15 protein-coding genes and 1 pseudogene are annotated in these 18,571 nt (G+C 53.3%); 5 read left to right on the forward strand and 11 right to left on the reverse strand.

The annotated features are described in order from the left end of the window. Positions 1-129: 129 nt before the first annotated feature. A complete protein-coding gene (plsB, locus tag ACLD3P_RS11355; RefSeq protein WP_000017357.1) occupies positions 130-2,550 on the forward strand; it encodes a glycerol-3-phosphate 1-O-acyltransferase PlsB in 2,421 nt (806 codons plus the stop codon). Positions 2,551-2,648: 98 nt separating this feature from the next. On the opposite strand, the gene ubiA is transcribed toward plsB, so the two are convergent. From ubiA to malK, 5 genes are all read right to left on the reverse strand, one after another. Next, entirely contained in the window at positions 2,649-3,521 is an 873-nt protein-coding gene (ubiA, locus tag ACLD3P_RS11360) for a 4-hydroxybenzoate octaprenyltransferase (protein WP_000455249.1), read from the reverse strand. A 13-nt stretch (positions 3,522-3,534) separates the two neighbouring features. Next, complete coding sequence (ubiC, locus tag ACLD3P_RS11365) at positions 3,535-4,032, reverse strand: chorismate lyase (protein WP_000019217.1); 498 nt, start codon at positions 4,030-4,032, stop codon at positions 3,535-3,537. Between the two features lie 180 nt (positions 4,033-4,212). Beyond that, positions 4,213-5,130: a maltose operon protein MalM gene (malM, locus tag ACLD3P_RS11370; RefSeq protein WP_000782497.1), complete on the reverse strand. Its 918-nt coding sequence runs from the start codon at positions 5,128-5,130 to the stop codon at positions 4,213-4,215. A gap of 163 nt (positions 5,131-5,293) precedes the next feature. Beyond that, positions 5,294-6,652: a maltoporin gene (locus ACLD3P_RS11375; RefSeq protein ID WP_000973678.1), complete on the reverse strand. Its 1,359-nt coding sequence runs from the start codon at positions 6,650-6,652 to the stop codon at positions 5,294-5,296. Between the two features lie 88 nt (positions 6,653-6,740). Continuing rightward, positions 6,741-7,850 carry a maltose/maltodextrin ABC transporter ATP-binding protein MalK gene (gene malK / locus ACLD3P_RS11380; protein WP_000179176.1) on the reverse strand — a complete coding sequence of 370 codons (1,110 nt, stop codon included), beginning with the start codon at positions 7,848-7,850 and terminating at the stop codon, positions 6,741-6,743. A 361-nt stretch (positions 7,851-8,211) separates the two neighbouring features. On the opposite strand from malK, the gene malE reads away from it, so the two are divergent. After that, a complete protein-coding gene (gene malE, locus ACLD3P_RS11385) occupies positions 8,212-9,402 on the forward strand; it encodes a maltose/maltodextrin ABC transporter substrate-binding protein MalE (RefSeq protein WP_000695415.1) in 1,191 nt (396 codons plus the stop codon). Here malE and ACLD3P_RS11390 read toward each other — a convergent pair. Further along, positions 9,351-9,491, reverse strand: a pseudogene (locus tag ACLD3P_RS11390) (hypothetical protein); the annotation flags it as partial. The gene malE and the pseudogene ACLD3P_RS11390 overlap by 52 nt on opposite strands. 42 nt (positions 9,492-9,533) lie before the next feature. Here ACLD3P_RS11390 and malF point away from each other — a divergent pair. The 3 genes from malF to xylE all read left to right on the forward strand — a co-directional run bounded on the left by malF (position 9,534) and on the right by xylE (position 13,778). After that, positions 9,534-11,078 (forward strand): maltose ABC transporter permease MalF, encoded by a 1,545-nt coding sequence (gene malF / locus ACLD3P_RS11395; protein WP_000382573.1) that lies wholly within the window; start codon positions 9,534-9,536, stop codon positions 11,076-11,078. Positions 11,079-11,092: 14 nt separating this feature from the next. Continuing rightward, complete coding sequence (gene malG, locus ACLD3P_RS11400; protein ID WP_001252081.1) at positions 11,093-11,983, forward strand: maltose ABC transporter permease MalG; 891 nt, start codon at positions 11,093-11,095, stop codon at positions 11,981-11,983. Positions 11,984-12,302: 319 nt separating this feature from the next. Beyond that, positions 12,303-13,778, forward strand: coding sequence for a D-xylose transporter XylE (gene xylE, locus ACLD3P_RS11405; RefSeq protein WP_001091898.1), 1,476 nt, complete (start codon positions 12,303-12,305; stop codon positions 13,776-13,778). A gap of 45 nt (positions 13,779-13,823) precedes the next feature. Here the strand turns inward: xylE and psiE are convergent, their stop codons facing one another. The 5 genes from psiE to yjbE all read right to left on the reverse strand — a co-directional run bounded on the left by psiE (position 13,824) and on the right by yjbE (position 18,151). Continuing rightward, entirely contained in the window at positions 13,824-14,234 is a 411-nt protein-coding gene (psiE, locus tag ACLD3P_RS11410; RefSeq protein WP_000982752.1) for a phosphate-starvation-inducible protein PsiE, read from the reverse strand. Positions 14,235-14,376: 142 nt separating this feature from the next. Further along, positions 14,377-16,473 (reverse strand): YjbH domain-containing protein, encoded by a 2,097-nt coding sequence (locus ACLD3P_RS11415; RefSeq protein ID WP_131046700.1) that lies wholly within the window; start codon positions 16,471-16,473, stop codon positions 14,377-14,379. Beyond that, a complete protein-coding gene (locus tag ACLD3P_RS11420) occupies positions 16,473-17,210 on the reverse strand; it encodes a capsule biosynthesis GfcC family protein (RefSeq protein WP_411006617.1) in 738 nt (245 codons plus the stop codon). Before ACLD3P_RS11420 ends, ACLD3P_RS11415 begins: the two co-directional genes overlap by 1 nt. After that, on the reverse strand, positions 17,207-17,845 hold the full coding sequence (locus ACLD3P_RS11425; protein ID WP_000824809.1) for a YjbF family lipoprotein: 639 nt from the start codon (positions 17,843-17,845) through the stop codon (positions 17,207-17,209). The genes ACLD3P_RS11420 and ACLD3P_RS11425 overlap by 4 nt, the downstream gene beginning before the upstream one ends. 63 nt (positions 17,846-17,908) lie before the next feature. Then, positions 17,909-18,151 carry an exopolysaccharide production protein YjbE gene (gene yjbE, locus ACLD3P_RS11430; protein ID WP_001541297.1) on the reverse strand — a complete coding sequence of 81 codons (243 nt, stop codon included), beginning with the start codon at positions 18,149-18,151 and terminating at the stop codon, positions 17,909-17,911. Positions 18,152-18,571: the final 420 nt, after the last annotated feature.

Raw genomic sequence — 18,571 nt, forward strand, 5'->3', positions numbered from 1 at the left:
CGGTTGCCCTGCACGATTCGAACTGCCGTAACGCAGCGCGAAGTATGACGGGATACAACAGAAATTCGCTAAACTTTCTGATATCCTTGCACCGCATTTGCATTATTAACCAGAGGCTTTACATCGTTTATGTCCGGCTGGCCACGAATTTACTACAAATTACTGAATTTACCATTAAGCATACTGGTAAAAAGCAAGTCTATTCCGGCGGAACCCGCCCAGGAATTGGGGCTCGATACTTCTCGCCCCATTATGTATGTCTTGCCATACAACTCAAAAGCGGACTTACTGACGCTGCGGGCGCAATGTCTGGCGCACGATCTCCCGGATCCGCTGGAGCCGCTGGAGATCGACGGCGCGCTGTTGCCACGCTATGTATTTATTCACGGCGGACCGCGTGTCTTTACCTATTACACGCCAAAAGAAGAGTCGGTGAAACTTTTTCACGATTATCTCGATCTGCATCGGAGTAATCCGGCTTTGGACGTGCAGATGGTGCCCGTTTCCGTGATGTTTGGCCGCGCGCCGGGTCGTGAAAAGGGAGAAGATAACCCGCCTTTACGTATGCTGAACGGCGTACAGAAATTCTTTGCCATCTCCTGGCTGGGTCGCGATAGCTTTGTCCGATTCTCGCCGTCCGTCTCATTGCGTCGCATGGCTGATGAACACGGCACCGATAAAATCATCGCGCAGAAGCTGGCTCGCGTGGCGCGTATGCACTTTGCTCGCCAGCGCCTGGCGGCGGTTGGCCCACGCCTGCCCGCCCGTCAGGATCTGTTTAACAAACTGCTGGCCTCGAAAGCAATCGCCCGCGCGGTAGAAGACGAAGCGCGCAGTAAGAAAATCTCTCATGAAAAAGCGCAGCAAAACGCCATTGCGCTGATGGAAGAGATCGCGGCGAACTTCTCTTACGAGATGATTCGTTTGACCGACAGGATTTTGGGGTTTACCTGGAACCGACTGTACCAGGGGATTAACGTGCATAACGCCGAGCGCGTACGCCAACTGGCGCACGACGGGCATGAAATCGTCTATGTACCCTGTCACCGCAGCCATATGGACTACTTGCTCCTTTCTTATGTGCTGTACCATCAGGGACTGGTTCCGCCGCACATTGCCGCCGGTATTAACCTTAATTTCTGGCCCGCTGGCCCGATTTTCCGTCGTCTGGGCGCGTTCTTTATTCGTCGCACCTTTAAGGGGAATAAACTCTATTCCACCGTCTTTCGCGAATACCTGGGCGAGCTGTTCAGCCGCGGTTACTCGGTTGAGTATTTTGTCGAAGGAGGACGTTCGCGTACCGGACGTTTGTTAGACCCGAAAACCGGCACCCTGTCGATGACTATCCAGGCGATGCTGCGCGGCGGTACCCGTCCAATTACGTTAGTGCCTATTTACATCGGCTATGAGCACGTCATGGAAGTGGGCACCTATGCGAAAGAACTGCGCGGCGCGACAAAAGAGAAAGAGAGCCTGCCGCAGATGCTGAAAGGCTTGAGCAAGCTGCGCAATCTGGGTCAGGGCTACGTTAACTTTGGCGAACCGATGCCGCTCATGACGTACCTGAACCAGCATGTGCCGGAGTGGCGCGAATCTATCGACCCTATAGAGGCCATACGCCCAGCCTGGCTGACGCCGACGGTAAATAGTATCGCCGCCGATCTGATGGTGCGTATTAACAACGCTGGCGCGGCAAACGCGATGAACCTGTGTTGTACCGCACTGTTAGCGTCGCGTCAGCGCTCGCTCACCCGCGAGCAGCTCACCGAGCAGCTTGATTGCTATCTCGATCTGATGCGCAATGTCCCTTATTCCACAGACTCAACCGTTCCTGCCGCCAGCGCTGGCGAGCTCATCGCTCACGCGCTGCAGATGAATAAGTTTGAGGTCGAGAAAGACACCATTGGCGATATCATCATCCTGCCGCGCGAGCAGGCGGTGTTGATGACCTATTATCGTAACAATATCGCGCATATGTTGATTATGCCTTCGCTGATGGCGGCGATTATCACCCAGCATCGTCGCATTTCGCGTGATGCGTTGCAGCAGCATGTTGAAGCGCTCTATCCGATGTTAAAAGCGGAGCTGTTCCTGCGCTGGGAGCGCGAGGAGTTAGCCTCGGTCATTGACGCGTTGGCCAGTGAAATGCAGCGTCAGGGGCTAATCACCCTGCAGGATGATGAACTCCATATCAACCCGGCGCATTCCCGTACGCTGCAACTGCTGGCGGCAGGCGCGCGCGAAACGCTACAGCGTTATGCCATTACGTTCTGGCTGTTGAGCGCCAATCCGTCCATCAACCGCAGTACGCTGGAGAAAGAAAGCCGTACCGTGGCGCAACGTCTGTCTGTCCTGCACGGTATTAACGCGCCGGAGTTTTTCGACAAAGCGGTGTTCAGTTCACTCGTGTTGACGCTACGGGATGAGGGTTATATCAGTGATACGGGCGATGCCGAACCGGCAGAAACGATGAAGATATATCAGATGCTTGCCGATCTGATTACCTCTGATGTCCGTCTGACGATTGAAAGCGCGACGCAGGGCGAGTAAGCCAGTGCCTGAAATGCCCGATGGCGTAAGCTCATCGGGCGACTGATATGACGTATTGAAAATTTTGGCTTTGTAGGCCGGGTCCGCCCGGCATGACATCAGAAGTGCCAGTAACTCATCGCCAGCCCTAAAAATAGCACCAGGCCAACGTAGTTATTGTTCATAAAGGCTTTAAAGCAGGCTTCACGTTCACGGTTCGCAATCAGTTTTTGCTGGTAGACAAACAGCGCGCCCGCCACCAGCACAGCCCAGTAATATCCCCATCCCAGACCATTCAACCAGCCGATCAGCGCCATTAACGCCATGACGCCAAGCTGCAGAATCCCGATAATCAATGTGTCATAACGACCAAACAGGATCGCCGTCGATTTAATGCCTATCTTGATATCATCATCTCTGTCGACCATCGCATATTGCGTATCGTAAGCCACCGCCCAGAGAATATTGGCGAGGAACATCAGCCAGCAGCTCAACGGCAGGGATTCGCTCACCGCGGCGAACGCCATGGGGATTGACCAGCCGAAAGCGGCCCCCAGCACGACCTGCGGCAGGTGGGTGTAGCGTTTCATAAAGGGATAAACCCAGGCCAACGCCAGCGCCGCCACGGAAAGCAGAATCGTCATGGCGTTCAGCGTCAGCACCAACAAAAACGCCAGCAGCACCAGTACCACAAACAGGTTGCGCGCTTCTTTCTCTGTCACGGCGCCGCTGGGTAAAGGCCGGTTGACCGTACGTTTTACATGTCCGTCAAATTTACGATCAGCATAATCATTTACCACGCAGCCCGCCGCGCGCATTAACCACACGCCAGCGACAAAAACCGCCAAAATCCACAGCTGAGGCATACCCGGTGTCGCCACCCATAGCGCCCAAAGCGTCGGCCAGAGCAGCAGCAACGCGCCAATAGGCTTATCTGTACGCATCAAACGGTGAAACGCCAGCAGCTTACTCTGCGTCAGACTCCACTCCATCTTTATCTTCCTCTCAGTACAGCGGCGATGCAGGTAAAAAAAGCTCGGTAAGCAACAGTGGCTTTCCGCTCAACCGCAGTCGAGAGCGGCGCCCCCATAGCGTTGCATCGCGTCCAATTTCAATAAAATCGCGGGTCAGTGTCGATGATGTAAATAGATAACGTCCAAGCGGGGTTTTACCCAGATGTTGTAAGACCTGTTCAGGTCCGCATAGCGTGGATTCCGGTACCACGGTACGTCCGGCAAGCCAGGGCTCGCCGTCAGCGCAAAGCAGTATCTCACGTAACCAGTAACGGGATTCGGATGGCAGTAAACCTGACGCTTCCTCGACCTCACTTTGGCCGACAAACGCTTCCCGAATCAGCGTCACGCTTACCCGCTTTCCCAGTTGCTCAAAACGTTTAGTCATAGAATCTTCCAGCAACAGCCAGTCCAGCAAATGGGGTTCAAGCGCAGGAATCGCATCAAAATAGCGCAGCGCACGCAGTTGCGTTAACGCAGGGTGTGACATGCCTTACTCTCCGATTCATAACCTAAAGTCATTGTATCTCAGAAAAGACATTACGGGGGGCGCAATCACAATTAAGTGATCTGTTGCGCAACAAAAAAATAACAATTCGCATGAAATGACAAAAAAAGGTGCGCCAGGAGACGCACCAGTTGCTGCAAAATCAGCACTGTGGGGAAACAATTACCCCTTGCCTTTTACACTGCTGATAAAGGTGGAACGGGCAGATGTCGATCCCAGACGTTCGGCCTCATCAAGCAGTTTCAGCGCTTTATCGACGTCGCCTTTCGCTACGGCATCCTTAATCGCTTTATTAAAGTAGCTTTCCGTATCGTTCAACATCGGTTCGCTTTTCTTCGGCGCGACTGGCGCTGGCGCAGCGACCGGCGCGGCGGTATTGCCTACCGTTACCGGCCCGGTACCGGACGAGCCAAACAACGGCCCGACCAATACGCTGGAGCTACTGTTGGTTTTCACCTTCAGTTTCACCACGCCGTCAGTGGTATGGCGAGCAACTGGATCGGGAATATCCGGGATAGAGTTACCGACGCCTTTGGCATAGGCTTTTGCCGGATCGAGCAGCGTAGTGGTTTGCTGAAGATCTTTTTCGGTCGTAAACACCAGAACATAGAGTTTCTGCTGCCCCAACGCAGGCGTCAGGCGCATCACGCCTTCCAGCCGGTCTGCGCTCATGACGCCCGGCTGCTGATAAGTAAAGTAACTGCTGGGGAAGAATGCCGAAGGCGTCATATTTTGGTCAAGAATCAACACGTTTGGCGCAAAAACGCTGGCTTGCTTATTGACCTCGCTGGTCAGAGTTAATGTCAGCTCGCCGATATTCGCCGGAACGCTATAAGCGGCGACCGGGCCGGTAATGCCGGCGACGTCAAGGCGCTGGCCGCCAGTCGCCAGTTGGGTAGACTGCGTTTTTGACTGATCTACAGGCGTCCAGGTTAATTGCTGTAGCGCAGCAGCAGGAATAGCAGGCGCGGCGCTGGTATTTTGCGGTACATAGTTCACTTCCGCCAGGCTGATACCCGGCACGCTGGCGAACAGCCCTGCGGTTAAACAGAGGGCAACGAGACTTTTCTTCATTTTCATTATTCTCACCTCAATAAGGCGGGTTCAGCGGTAGCCAGGCAATAGCGCGCCAACCCAAACATATCGCCGAATGGCGGCTGGCGCCTTATTCGGCTTACAAGCATCATCAGACCTGATGTTTCAGAGGGGCTTGCGCCCCTCGTTACGTCAGATGACCATCGTATTACCACCAGATTTCCATCTGGGCGCCGAAGGTCCACTCATCGCTATCGCCACGGCTATTGGTGGAAATGCCGGAGTTAGTCGCTGCGGCATAACGGGAAATGTTATCGCCGTCTTTGATATAGCCCCATTTCTCATCCCATTTCGCGTAGGTGGCGAAAATACGGATAGCCGGACGCGACCAGATGCTGTCGCCCGCCTGCCACTGTTGCGCCAGGGTGATTTTATATTGATTGTTACGATCGCCGGTCTGCTGAGATTTCACGTTGTCGTAGCCGACTTCCAGCAGGGTACTCATGATTGGCGTCCACTTGTACATTGGACGTACGCCCACGGTCCACCACTCAGTACCCAGGTTATTATCCCAATCGATATTCTGGTACATACCGACGTACATCAAATCCCATTTATCACCAAGCGAGATGGCGCCATGATCCAAAATACGCCACATATCGCCATTATTGTTGATGACCTTATTGGCATAATTAATTTTGGTTCCATCAGGCAATTCTTCAGTGAAAGATGAAGAACCGTCGGAACCGCGCGCCTGGCCTTTACCCTGCGTGGTCATGGCATCGGTGGCATATTGCACGACAAACTTGTTATAGCCTTTCAACATGCTTTGCGTGTGTTCGGCGGTGAACATCCAGCCGTCTTTCGATGCCCCATCAGCCAGCTTATAACCATCGGTCGTATTGGCGCGGCCGTAATCAACGCCCAGCTCCAGTACGCCGTCCGGGTTCGTTTGCAGCCCAGCCAGACGTACGTCAAAGACGTCGTTAGCGGTATCTTTCACTTCATCATAAATATTCTGGCTGCTGAAGGTGTAAGAGCCGCCCGCTTCAGTAGAGCGGGTCGCCGCCAGTGAAAGCTTACCGAAGCCCAGATCGATATTTTCGATACCCGCGCCAGGACCTGAAATATCCCAGTAGTAGAAGTCGATCATGTGTACGTCATGACGCTGATAGAAGCGCTTACCGGCCCAGATGGTAGAGCCCGGCAGCCATTCAATCAGGTTTTTACCCTGCACGTTCGCTTCGCGGAAGGCGGGATCGGTCGATTCCCAGTCGTTCTGCTGGTTAACCGAATAGGCGACGTTGGTGTCGAAATAGAAGCTCTTATCGCCCTCTTTCCACACTTCCTGGCCCAGTTTCAGTTCCGCATAGGTTTCACATTCGTTACCGAGACGGTATTTACTTTGTGCACCGGTCACCTGGAAACATTGTTGTTCGCCGCCGCTTCCCGTCCAGCCAATACCGGAACGGGCGTAACCGTGGAAATCGACAGCCATTGCCTGAGCGGACATGACGCCCGCAGCGACAGCAACCGCCAGAGGGAGTTTGCGCAGAGTAATCATCATTCTATCTCCTGAGATCATTGCTTTTCTTTAAACGCTGCCACCTTCTAAAACTGCGAATGGTTTTGCGTTTCGTTTTTTTATGGAGGCCTTAAACACCCGGCTCTTGATGCAGACGACGACATGCGCTGCCATCCTCGCGGAACAGATGACAGCGCTCTGGCGGCAGGCCGATAGCGAATGTGGCGCCCTCTTCTACCAACACCACGTCATTCTGGCGATAAACCAGGTTTTGACGGATGGCGGGGATCTGGATATGAATTTGTGTTTCGTGCCCTAACTGCTCGACAACCTGGACTTCACCTTCCAGGGTGACATCGGCGATATCGCTCGGCAGCAGGTGTTCCGGCCGAATGCCTAAAGACATATTGGCGCCGACCTGCACGCCGCGACTTTCGACCGGCAACCAGATTTGCTGGCGATTCGGCAGTTCGACCTGGACTTGTTCAATTGCGGTGGCGGTCACTTTCACCGGCAGGAAGTTCATCTTCGGCGAGCCGATGAAGCCCGCGACAAAGCGGTCCGCCGGATAGTGGTACAGCTCCAGCGGCTTACCGACCTGCGCGACGCGACCGGCGTCCAGCACCACGATTTTGTCGGCCAGCGTCATCGCCTCGACCTGATCGTGGGTGACGTAAATCATCGTGCGGCCCAGACGTTTATGCAGGCGAGAAATTTCAATGCGCATCTGCACGCGTAGTGCGGCATCCAGGTTAGAGAGCGGTTCATCCAGCAAAAACACACGCGGCTCCGCTACCAGCGTGCGGCCAATCGCTACGCGCTGACGCTGACCGCCGGAAAGCGCTTTTGGCTTACGTTCCAGCAGATGCGCCAGTTGCAGCACTTCCGCCACCTGGTTGACGCGTTGATTCATAACCTCTTTTTTGGCGCCCGCCAGCTTGAGGCCGAAAGACATGTTTTCTGCAACGGAGAGATGGGGATAGAGCGCATAAGACTGGAATACCATGCCCACGCCGCGCTCGGCAGGCGGAATATCATTCATACGGGTTTCCCCGATAAACAGGTCGCCACTGGTAATGGTTTCAAGCCCGGCGATCATACGCAGCAAGGTCGATTTACCACAGCCTGACGGTCCGACAAACACCACGAACTCCCCGTCATGGATATCGAGGTTAATATCTTTCGATACCACCACGTCACCCCAGGCTTTCGTTACATTTCGTAGCTGTACGCTCGCCATGCCCTTCTCCCTTCGTTACAACCTGTCATTGACAGCAACATTCATGATGGCCTGACTATGCGCGATCCCTGACTGGGGTAAATCCTCCACCCCCCGGCTTTTTTATGGGGGAGGAGGCGGGAGGATGAGGACACAGCGCCTGAGACCACGGGCGCGGACAGAAAAGGAATTTCGTGATGCCGCCCGCAAAAATCGGCGTGTTTTTATGTGCGCCAGCACGCATTACTCACATTTATGTAACACAGATCACATAAAGCCGGGGTGGGGCGTAGGGGCGGGGAGGATGGAAAGAGGTTGTCGTATAAAGAAACTAGAGACCGTTAAACCACCTCTGTGTACATCACCAAAAAGGATGGGAGATATGAAGATTAAAACTGGCGTAGGCATCCTCGCATTATCCGCACTTACGACGATGATGATTTCCGCCCCGGCTCTCGCCAAAATTGAAGAAGGTAAACTGGTTATCTGGATCAACGGCGACAAGGGCTATAACGGTCTGGCCGAGGTCGGTAAAAAATTTGAGCAAGACACCGGCATTAAAGTGACCGTTGAGCACCCGGATAAGCTGGAAGAGAAATTCCCGCAGGTGGCAGCCACCGGCGACGGTCCTGACATTATCTTCTGGGCGCACGACCGTTTTGGCGGCTACGCGCAGTCTGGTCTGCTGGCGGAGGTCACTCCGGATAAAGCGTTTCAGGACAAACTCTATCCGTTCACCTGGGATGCGGTACGTTATAACGGCAAGCTGATCGCCTACCCCATCGCCGTTGAAGCCCTCTCCCTGATTTATAACAAAGACCTCGTCCCGAACCCGCCGAAAACCTGGGAAGAGATCCCGGCGCTGGATAAAGAGCTAAAAGCGAAAGGGAAGTCGGCGATAATGTTCAACCTGCAAGAGCCGTATTTCACCTGGCCTTTGATCGCCGCTGACGGCGGTTACGCGTTCAAATTTGAAAACGGCAAGTATGACGTGAAAGACGTTGGCGTCGATAACGCCGGCGCGAAAGCGGGCCTGACTTTCCTGATCGATATGATCAAAAACAAAAATATGAGCGCCGATACCGATTACTCCATCGCCGAAGCGGCCTTCAATAAAGGCGAAACGGCAATGACCATCAACGGTCCGTGGGCATGGTCGAACATCGACAAGAGCAAAGTCAACTACGGTGTCACCCTGCTGCCGACCTTCAAAGGCAAACCCTCGAAACCGTTCGTCGGCGTGCTGAGCGCGGGGATTAACGCTGCCAGCCCGAATAAAGAGCTGGCGAAAGAGTTCCTCGAAAACTACCTGCTGACCGATCAGGGTCTGGAAGCGGTGAACAAAGATAAACCGCTGGGCGCTGTGGCGCTGAAATCTTTCCAGGAGCAGTTAGCGAAAGACCCCCGTATCGCCGCCACCATGGATAACGCCCAGAAAGGCGAGATCATGCCGAATATTCCGCAGATGTCCGCCTTCTGGTATGCGGTACGTACGGCTGTGATCAACGCCGCCAGCGGCCGTCAAACCGTGGATGCCGCGCTGAAAGATGCACAAAGCCGTATCACTAAGTAATGCCGCGAGCCTGTGCCGGATGGCGGCATAAATGCCTTATCCGGCCTACAACACACCGTAGGCCTGATAAGCGCAGCGCCATCAGGCACATCTCCGGCCAGGAAGTTTCAACGCTGTAGAGGAAAACCCCCATGGATGTCATTAAAAAGAAACACTGGTGGCAAAGCGACCAGCTTAAATGGTCAGTAATTGGTCTGCTGGGCCTGCTGGTGGGTTACCTTGTAGTTTTAATGTACGTACAAGGGGAGTATCTGTTCGCCATCATGACGCTGATTTTAAGCTCTGCTGGCCTGTATATTTTCGCAAATCGTAAAACCTACGCCTGGCGCTACGTTTACCCTGGCCTCGCCGGCATGGGGCTGTTTGTGCTATTCCCGCTGGTGTGCACCATCGCCATCGCCTTTACTAACTACAGCAGCACCAACCAGCTCACCTTTGAACGCGCCCAGCAAGTGCTGATGGACCGTTCTTATCAGGCAGGAAAAACCTATAACTTCGGTCTTTACCCGACCGGCGACGAGTGGCAACTGGCCCTCACCGACGGAGAAACGGGCAAACATTACCTGTCTGACGCATTTTCCTTCGGCGGCGAACAAAAATTACAGCTGAAAGAGACTGATGCCCTGCCGGGCGGCGAACGCGCCAATCTGCGAATAATCACCCAGAACCGTCTGGCGTTGAACCAGATAACCGCCGTCCTGCCGGATGAAAGTAAAGTGATTATGAGCTCGCTGCGTCAGTTTTCCGGTACCCGTCCGCTGTACACACTGGCTGATGACGGCCTGCTGACCAATAACCAGAGCGGCGTAAAATACCGGCCAAACAACGATAGCGGTTATTATCAGTCGATCAACGCCGACGGAAGCTGGGGTGATGAAAAACTCAGTCCTGGTTATACCGTTACTATCGGCGCGAAAAACTTTACGCGCGTCTTTACCGACGAAGGGATCCAGAAGCCTTTTTTCGCTATCTTCGTCTGGACCGTGGTCTTTTCGGTTCTCACTGTGGTGTTAACCGTGGCGGTTGGGATGGTATTGGCCTGCCTCGTACAGTGGGAAGCGCTGAAAGGTAAAGCTATCTACCGCGTCCTGCTGATTCTGCCCTACGCCGTACCGTCGTTTATTTCAATTTTGATTTTCAAAGGGTTATTCAACCAAAGCTTTGGCGAAATCAATATGATGCTGAGCGCGCTGTTTGGCATTAAACCTGCCTGGTTCAGCGACCCCAACACCGCGCGGGCAATGGTGATTATCGTGAATACCTGGCTGGGCTATCCCTACATGATGATCCTGTGCATGGGACTGCTGAAAGCGATTCCGGATGACCTGTACGAAGCCTCCGCAATGGACGGCGCCGGTCCATTTCAGAATTTCTTTAAGATCACCTTACCGCTGCTGATTAAGCCGCTAACGCCGCTGATGATCGCCAGCTTCGCTTTTAACTTTAATAACTTTGTCCTGATTCAGTTATTGACCAACGGCGGGCCAGACCGTCTCGGCACCACCACGCCTGCCGGTTATACCGATCTGCTCGTCAGCTACACCTACCGTATCGCCTTTGAAGGCGGCGGCGGTCAGGACTTCGGTCTGGCGGCGGCCATTGCCACGCTGATCTTCCTGCTGGTAGGCGCGCTGGCCATCGTGAACCTGAAAGCCACGCGTATGAAGTTTGATTAAGGGAGATAATAACAATGGCTATGGTCCAACCCAAATCTCAAAAATTACGTCTCTTCATCACGCACCTGGGGCTGCTGATTTTCATCGCGGCGATCATGTTCCCGCTGCTGATGGTCATCGCTATCTCGCTACGTGAGGGGAACTTCGCCACCGGAAGCCTGATCCCGGATAAAATCTCCTGGGAACACTGGCGGCTGGCGCTGGGTTTCAGCGTGGAACATGCGGATGGTCGGGTAACGCCGCCTCCCTTCCCGGTCCTGCTGTGGCTGTGGAACTCGGTGAAAATCGCCGGTATTACCGCCATCGGCATCGTGGCGCTCTCCACCACCTGCGCCTACGCTTTCGCACGAATGCGTTTTCCAGGTAAAGCAACACTGCTCAAGGGGATGCTGATTTTCCAGATGTTTCCGGCGGTTTTGTCTCTGGTGGCGCTGTATGCGTTATTTGACCGCCTGGGACAATACATTCCATTTATCGGTCTGAATACGCATGGCGGCGTGATCTTCGCCTATCTTGGCGGCATTGCGCTGCATGTCTGGACGATTAAAGGCTACTTCGAAACTATCGACAGCTCGCTGGAAGAGGCCGCCGCGCTGGATGGCGCAACCCCGTGGCAGGCATTTCGCCTGGTGCTGCTGCCGCTTTCCGTACCGATTCTGGCGGTGGTGTTTATTCTGTCGTTCATCGCGGCGATTACCGAAGTTCCGGTCGCCTCGCTGTTACTGCGCGATGTGGACAGCTATACGCTGGCCGTGGGTATGCAGCAATATCTCAACCCGCAAAACTACCTGTGGGGCGACTTTGCCGCCGCCGCCGTCCTTTCCGCTATTCCTATCACTCTGGTGTTCCTGTTGGCGCAACGTTGGCTGGTCAACGGCCTGACGGCTGGGGGGGTGAAAGGTTAAGTTTTATCGAAGTACCTGCCCGGCAACGGGCAATGCCACTGCCCTCAACTTATGTTATCCCCACTTATGGTCGTATTTTGGCGCTCTTCGGAGCGCTTTTTTTATGTTATTTTGCATTGCTGTTACGATTATTTCCTTTCGTGGCCCCCATCACTGCAATTATATTTACCGCCTGAAAACAGACAAATTAAACAGAATTAAGATCACAGAAAAGACAAAACATAATTGCAATGTAAAAAATGATAATTGTCTTCCCTGCCTGTTAAATTCACCATCACGACACTGATCAAAAGAGCTGTATCCTCTAAGGCAGGTCTGAATGAACACCCACTATAATTCCCGCTATATTTTTTCCATTACCTTAGTCGCAACATTAGGAGGGTTATTATTCGGCTATGACACTGCCGTCATATCCGGAACGGTAGAATCCTTAAATACCGTGTTTGTCGCTCCGCAACATTTAAGTGAATCCGCCGCCAACTCGCTATTGGGCTTCTGCGTCGCCAGTGCGTTGATTGGCTGCATCATCGGCGGTGCGCTGGGCGGTTATTGCAGTAACCGCTTTGGTCGTCGGGATTCGCTGAAAATCGCCGCTCTGCTGTTCTTTATTTCCGGTATTGGCTCCGCATGGCCAGAATTAGGATTTACCACGATTAACCCAGATAATGCCGTACCTGTTTATTTGGCCGGATATGTCCCCGAATTTGTTATTTATCGCATCATTGGTGGTATTGGCGTTGGTTTAGCCTCAATGCTCTCACCGATGTATATTGCTGAACTGGCTCCAGCGCATATTCGTGGGAAACTGGTTTCCTTTAACCAGTTCGCCATTATTTTTGGTCAACTGTTGGTGTATTGCGTTAACTATTTCATTGCCCGCTCTGGTGACGCTAACTGGCTGAATACCGATGGCTGGCGATATATGTTTGCTTCAGAAAGTATTCCCGCCCTGCTGTTTTTACTGCTGCTGTATACCGTACCGGAAAGCCCGCGCTGGCTGATGGCACGTGGCAAACACGAACAGGCGGAGGGCATTCTGCGCAAAATTATGGGTAGCAGCCTCACTACCCAGGCCATGCAGGAGATCAACCAGTCTCTGGAGCATGGCCGTAAAACCGGCGGACGCCTGTTGATGTTTGGCGTGGGCGTGATAGTCATTGGCGTGATGCTGTCCGTCTTCCAGCAGTTTGTCGGCATTAACGTCGTGCTCTACTACGCGCCGGAAGTGTTTAAAACGTTAGGGGCCAGCACCGACGTGGCGCTCTTGCAGACCATTATTGTCGGCGTAATCAACCTGAGCTTCACCGTGCTGGCCATCATGACGGTAGATAAATTTGGTCGCAAACCGCTGCAAATTATTGGCGCATTGGGTATGGCTCTTGGGATGTTCAGCCTTGGCACCGCGTTTTACACCCAGGCTTCCGGGCTGATAGCGCTGCTGTCGATGCTGTTTTACGTCGCCGCATTTGCCATGTCCTGGGGACCGGTTTGTTGGGTGCTGCTGGCAGAAATCTTCCCGAACGCGATTCGTGGCAAAGCGCTCGCCATTGCCGTCGCCGCGCAGTGGCTGGCGAACTACTTCGTCTCCTGGACCTTCCCGATGATGGACAAAAATTCGTGGCTGGTTTCCCATTTCCACAACGGTTTCTCCTACTGGATTTACGGTTGTATGGGTATTCTGGCGGCGCTGTTTATGTGGAAGTTCGTGCCGGAAACCAAAGGCAAAACGCTGGAAGAACTTGAGAAGTTATGGACGCCAGCAGAAGAGAAAACGCCGAAAGCCGCCATACAATAAGCTGATTTATCGCCACGCCGTACGTCCGTTACGGTGTGGCGACGCCTATTCTCGCCGTAGTCGGTTCGAATTACATAACCACAACGTGATAACCAACAGGAGGATCGCCGCCGAATAGAGTAATACATCCATTGGCGTTTTATGATCGACAATGATCAGGCGCACAATCGCCGTGATCCCAATGTACACGAAATAGCGCAGCGGAAAGTGAAGGCCAGACTTAAAGTACTTCACAATCAGCGCAATAAATTCGAAATAAAGAAAGTAGATCACCAGCCCTTCCACCAGTTCATATTTGCTGGCTTGCTCAGGCACGAATAATGCATCCGCCAGATGCACCGTCTCTTTACCGAGAAAAACGACCAGGATCAGACCGAGGGTAAGCAGCCCCAAATTTAGTACGTTTTGTAAAATCGTGGCGATAAACTCAAGACGTGAGCGCGATAATGGCATCATAACAGCCCCCTCTTTCTCTGCGGCGAGGTTTCTGTATAACGCACAAATGTGACGAGCATCTATATTTTTTATTTATGTTTATATTTTGTTCAATAAGATAATTTGCCGGATAGCGCTTTGAACGCCTTATCCGGCCTGAGTATTAACGGAAATTTACGCTCCTGTCACTGGTCATATCATACAGGCCAAACTTACGGCCAAGCTGTTGACCACCGTCACGCGTCAGCGGCGTCCAGCCAATTGCCGCACGACTTCGGGTTGGGCCGGACGAGAAGAGATCCAGCGGCACGGAAACATATACGCCTTTGGTAAAATCCCCTTCCCCATATTCATCCGGCGACGCATCGGTAATCGTCGCGTAACCGCCGACAACGACGCCGCTATCGAAGCGTTTGGCGATCTCCAGCGTACCGCCTTTATCGCCCGCCAGATACTGACCAACGCTGGCTTTCACCAGCACATCCTGGGCGAACGACGGCGTCCAGTATGCGGTCAAATGTCCGGTCTTCACGCTGTAATCGGTAAACTTCATCATATCCTGCGCGCTACGCCAGTCACGCTGTTTCACGTAGTTGGCATCCAGACCAAACGCCCAATTGCTGTCTACCGGGCGATACAGGACTTCCGCCCCGGCACCGCCAAACATGGTCTCCAGATAACCACCGTAGACCTGCCCATAGAAACCATTGCCAAAATACTGGAAGTAGTTGGCCTGTAGGTTATTCACATAAACATCATTCTGCACATACTCACGGACATGCGTACGCACCCGCGGCAGATGTGAATCCTTCGGCGGATTGGTGTAGTTAAATTTGTCGTAGTTGTTGGCGATATTGGCAAACACGCTGCCCGTGGTGAGCAGATGATCCGTGACCCACAGATCCACAGTTCCCATTACGCCAAACTGATACATATAGAAGTTTTCCGGGCCGCCTACCGACTGATTCAACACGGGATCAAGATGAAAATCAACGCGCGACTTGTCGATATACCAACCCTGTTCAGTACTCTCTGGCACGATCGGCTCCACGCGTTTTTGCACCAGCGAGGTTTCATGTCCCAGCGGTTCGCCTTCCAGATGGCGTTTCAGGCTGGCGACATCGGTTTCAGTGGTGACCTGCGGCAGATTAAGGCGGTTTTCCGTCACGCGGATCGTGCGGATCCCCTCCGGCAGATCGTTCATGACGATCCGGTTAGCGCGCACGATCCCTTCACGGGAGTCGCGGTACTTCACCTGTTCGCCAGTAACGTACAGCGTATCGCCTTTGACCTGGATTCTCGGGTCCGCCAGACCGGCATTATATTTCAATAACGTTAATTGATTAGCCACTACCGAATGTTGCAGGATGGCATCCTGCGGCTGTGGTCGGTATTGCGGGCGTGAATTGTCATGATACGCGGGACGTAAATCGTTGAAATTGGTGCGCAGCGTAACGCCAAACATAAAGGTGTTGCCGCGCTCGTAGCTGAGGTTAACGTCGGCCCAATCGGTGACGCGGTAAATGGCGCCGACGTTAAACTTGCTCTTCTGCTCCAGTTTACCCGCAAAATCCTGCTGATAGTTATTGCCTTCATACTCCAGCTTCAGGCGTAGCGGTTGCCACGGGGTCTGGTATTCCACGCCGCCAAACAGCGAGGCCGGGCCGTGAAACATATCGCTACCGTCAACGGAACCTGCCTCTTTATAGCTGTTATCACGCGAACAGAATTTATCACTATACGAACAGAAAGGATTAGACACATTGCCGCTGGTGCCAAGATAGCCCCAGCCGAGACCTAATGAAAAATCAAACGGCCCCCAGGCCTTACTCGCTACAATATATTCCGCATCAAACAGCCCCGTCCCGCCGATATCGCGCGCGCCAACCGCCACCTGCGGCATCCAGTAACTCTCTTCCCACAACCGCAGTTTCACATCAAACGCTTTATCTTTGTAAGTCTGGTCGCCGGAGAATGATTCCACGCTGCTGTACTTTTTCGTACGGACATCGGTATAGCGCAACGTGGTTTCCAGCCACGGGAAAAGCTGAACCGAAGCCGAGTAGTAGCGGTACTGATCGTTATCACGATAGTTCAGGCTCATCTCCCCTTCACGCGCCATACGCGCTGTCGGCGTTTGCAGCAGGCCCACGCCGCCAAAGTCTGATTGTGAAGGCCCAACGGGGGCTGGATATGTTTCGGCATGGCAGGCCGCGCTAATACCCAGCGCCAGCACGCTGAGCAGATGTGTTTTTTTCATTATTCCGGTATCCGCTGCGTCAGGGTATGAAGAATGCCGACATTTATCGCCTCCGGCGTGCCGCGCCAAAGGGAATCGGCAAAACCGACAAAAATAATGCTGCCGGGCATTGGCTCGATATGACGTTTATTCCAGTAAGCCACCGGCGCTTTTTGGCTGCGTCCATCAGGGTAAACCACCCAGGCATAGCTACGATCCGCGCCGCTGAGTAAGCGCTGACCCTCGAGATAACTGGCGACGTCCCGCCCAGGGACGAACGGCTGGCTGCCCGGCTGGCTAATCAAGCCAAAGAGCGTCACCTGCGTGGGCTGCGGCCCGACCCAGAGCGTGTAGTGACCTTGCAGCGGCGGGTTACCTCGTTCGCTCACCCGCACCACGTCAGGATCAAGATTCACGAATTGTCTACCCGTCACCTTCACCGCCTGAATCTGTCGGCGCAGTGTGTTTATCGCCACCGCCGCATCGCCGTCTTCCTCAGCGCTGAGCGCCGCCAGTCGCCCGAGAAGTTCCTGTTGCTGCTGACGCGCCGTCACGGTCGCCTGTTCTTCGCCTATCACCGCCGCAGGCCACCAGCTCGTTGCCAGGCGCGGCTGTCCGACTAAATCGAGCAGACGCTCAGCGTCTGTCAGCGTTTTAGGCTCGCTATTACCCTGGGTAAAAACGGTAACAGTGCCGCTGGCAAAGGCGGATGACGCGACAAAGGCCAGCGCCAGCGCGCTTATCGTCCTTTTCATCATGATTTTGCCGCCTTAATCAGCGTGGTTTTCACCGGAAAGTAATTCGCGCCCAAATACTGTTCCGTCTGGCGAATTTGGCCTTCGCTATCAACCCAGTAGCGATTACGCCAACGCGTTTGATCGGTCGTCACTTCTTCATCCAGCACCCGCACGGCGGTCTCTTCACTGCCGACGCTAACGCTATCGGTCCCTCGCCATGTAAAAACGGAACGGGCGGTGGCGTAACGCACCTGGCGATGTTCGGTCCAGCCCAGGGTGCGAGTCCAGGTCGCGCCATCGATAATCTGTCCTGGTTTCGCCAGCGGGTCGGCCGCCAGATTATTCACATCGATCAGGTTGTCGCCGCTGAGCAGCGTTTTGACCAGACGGCCATGCTGCGTCACGATCGTCGCGCCATCCTGCGTCACCCATTTCTGCTGCCCGTTTTCCGAGAAAGCGAGCACCACAAACAGTTGAGGACCGCCGTTAAGCTGCATGTACTGGCTGGCATAAGGCATGTTTTGAATATCGTCATCCGTTAGCTGTACGCCTGGCGTACCGAACAAACTGTCCCACAGTGAATCGCCCAGGCCTTTAGTGGTGGCCGAACACGCCTGTAATAGCAGGCAAATCAGGATAAGTGCGAGTCGCTTCACGACGCTTCTCCAGAGGGGCAAAATAACCACACCGGAGTGTGGTTATGGTTAAACGTACCGATACTACTGGGTACTGGTGGTCGTGGTGGTCGTGGTTCCGGTATTGGAACCATCGCCGCCGCCGGTTGCCGCTAACGCGACGCCCACCGCCGAACTTACGGTGCTAACGCTGGTGGCGGAGGAACTTCCCGCCGATACCGACGTCGCTGCCGACCCTGCCGCTTCACCCACCTGAACGGGGGCTGCCGAGACAGATGTCGCCGCAAGCGCGGTTATGGCAAAAATGCCATACAGTACTTTTTTCATCATAATTTCCCTTCATTGAATGAATGGAGATTTACCCAAAAGAATTTCGGGCGCTACCGAGTATACACAACCAAAGCAGGCGGATTATGTCCGGGAGAAATAACAGCGAGGTTTTAGGATAATTAAACTTTAAAGAAGTAACGCCTACATTGTTTAATTAACAAACAAATAAAATCAATAAGTTAAAATTAAAATAAAAGACATCGGCATCCGTATAATCTGAAAGTAACACAGAGTGATTTTCTGGTTATTGCTTATTTTAGGATTAAGCTCAATATAAAATTGTGGGGATAAAGACGGACAAGCGGAATTATCTTATAAAAAAAGCCGATGTGAATATCGGCTTTTTTATTATCTTTGACCCGTCCTGAATAGCGTTGACACGTTCCAGACTTAAATCCGGAGAACGTGATGATGACT

The sequence above is a fragment of the Salmonella sp. 741265073_HBA genome, assembly GCF_046569105.1.
GTDB classification, from domain to species: Bacteria; Pseudomonadota; Gammaproteobacteria; order Enterobacterales; family Enterobacteriaceae; genus Salmonella; species Salmonella enterica.

What these genes read in the sequence shown, in the direction of transcription:
- plsB (WP_000017357.1), top strand. Translation starts at nt 130, where the DNA reads ATGTCCGGCTGGCCACGAATTTACTACAAATTACTGAATTTACCATTA.
- ubiA (WP_000455249.1), bottom strand. Translation starts at nt 3,521, where the DNA reads ATGGAGTGGAGTCTGACGCAGAGTAAGCTGCTGGCGTTTCACCGTTTG.
- ubiC (WP_000019217.1), bottom strand. Translation starts at nt 4,032, where the DNA reads ATGTCACACCCTGCGTTAACGCAACTGCGTGCGCTGCGCTATTTTGAT.
- malM (WP_000782497.1), bottom strand. Translation starts at nt 5,130, where the DNA reads ATGAAAATGAAGAAAAGTCTCGTTGCCCTCTGTTTAACCGCAGGGCTG.
- ACLD3P_RS11375 (WP_000973678.1), bottom strand. Translation starts at nt 6,652, where the DNA reads ATGATGATTACTCTGCGCAAACTCCCTCTGGCGGTTGCTGTCGCTGCG.
- malK (WP_000179176.1), bottom strand. Translation starts at nt 7,850, where the DNA reads ATGGCGAGCGTACAGCTACGAAATGTAACGAAAGCCTGGGGTGACGTG.
- malE (WP_000695415.1), top strand. Translation starts at nt 8,212, where the DNA reads ATGAAGATTAAAACTGGCGTAGGCATCCTCGCATTATCCGCACTTACG.
- malF (WP_000382573.1), top strand. Translation starts at nt 9,534, where the DNA reads ATGGATGTCATTAAAAAGAAACACTGGTGGCAAAGCGACCAGCTTAAA.
- malG (WP_001252081.1), top strand. Translation starts at nt 11,093, where the DNA reads ATGGCTATGGTCCAACCCAAATCTCAAAAATTACGTCTCTTCATCACG.
- xylE (WP_001091898.1), top strand. Translation starts at nt 12,303, where the DNA reads ATGAACACCCACTATAATTCCCGCTATATTTTTTCCATTACCTTAGTC.
- psiE (WP_000982752.1), bottom strand. Translation starts at nt 14,234, where the DNA reads ATGATGCCATTATCGCGCTCACGTCTTGAGTTTATCGCCACGATTTTA.
- ACLD3P_RS11415 (WP_131046700.1), bottom strand. Translation starts at nt 16,473, where the DNA reads ATGAAAAAAACACATCTGCTCAGCGTGCTGGCGCTGGGTATTAGCGCG.
- ACLD3P_RS11420 (WP_411006617.1), bottom strand. Translation starts at nt 17,210, where the DNA reads ATGATGAAAAGGACGATAAGCGCGCTGGCGCTGGCCTTTGTCGCGTCA.
- yjbE (WP_001541297.1), bottom strand. Translation starts at nt 18,151, where the DNA reads ATGAAAAAAGTACTGTATGGCATTTTTGCCATAACCGCGCTTGCGGCG.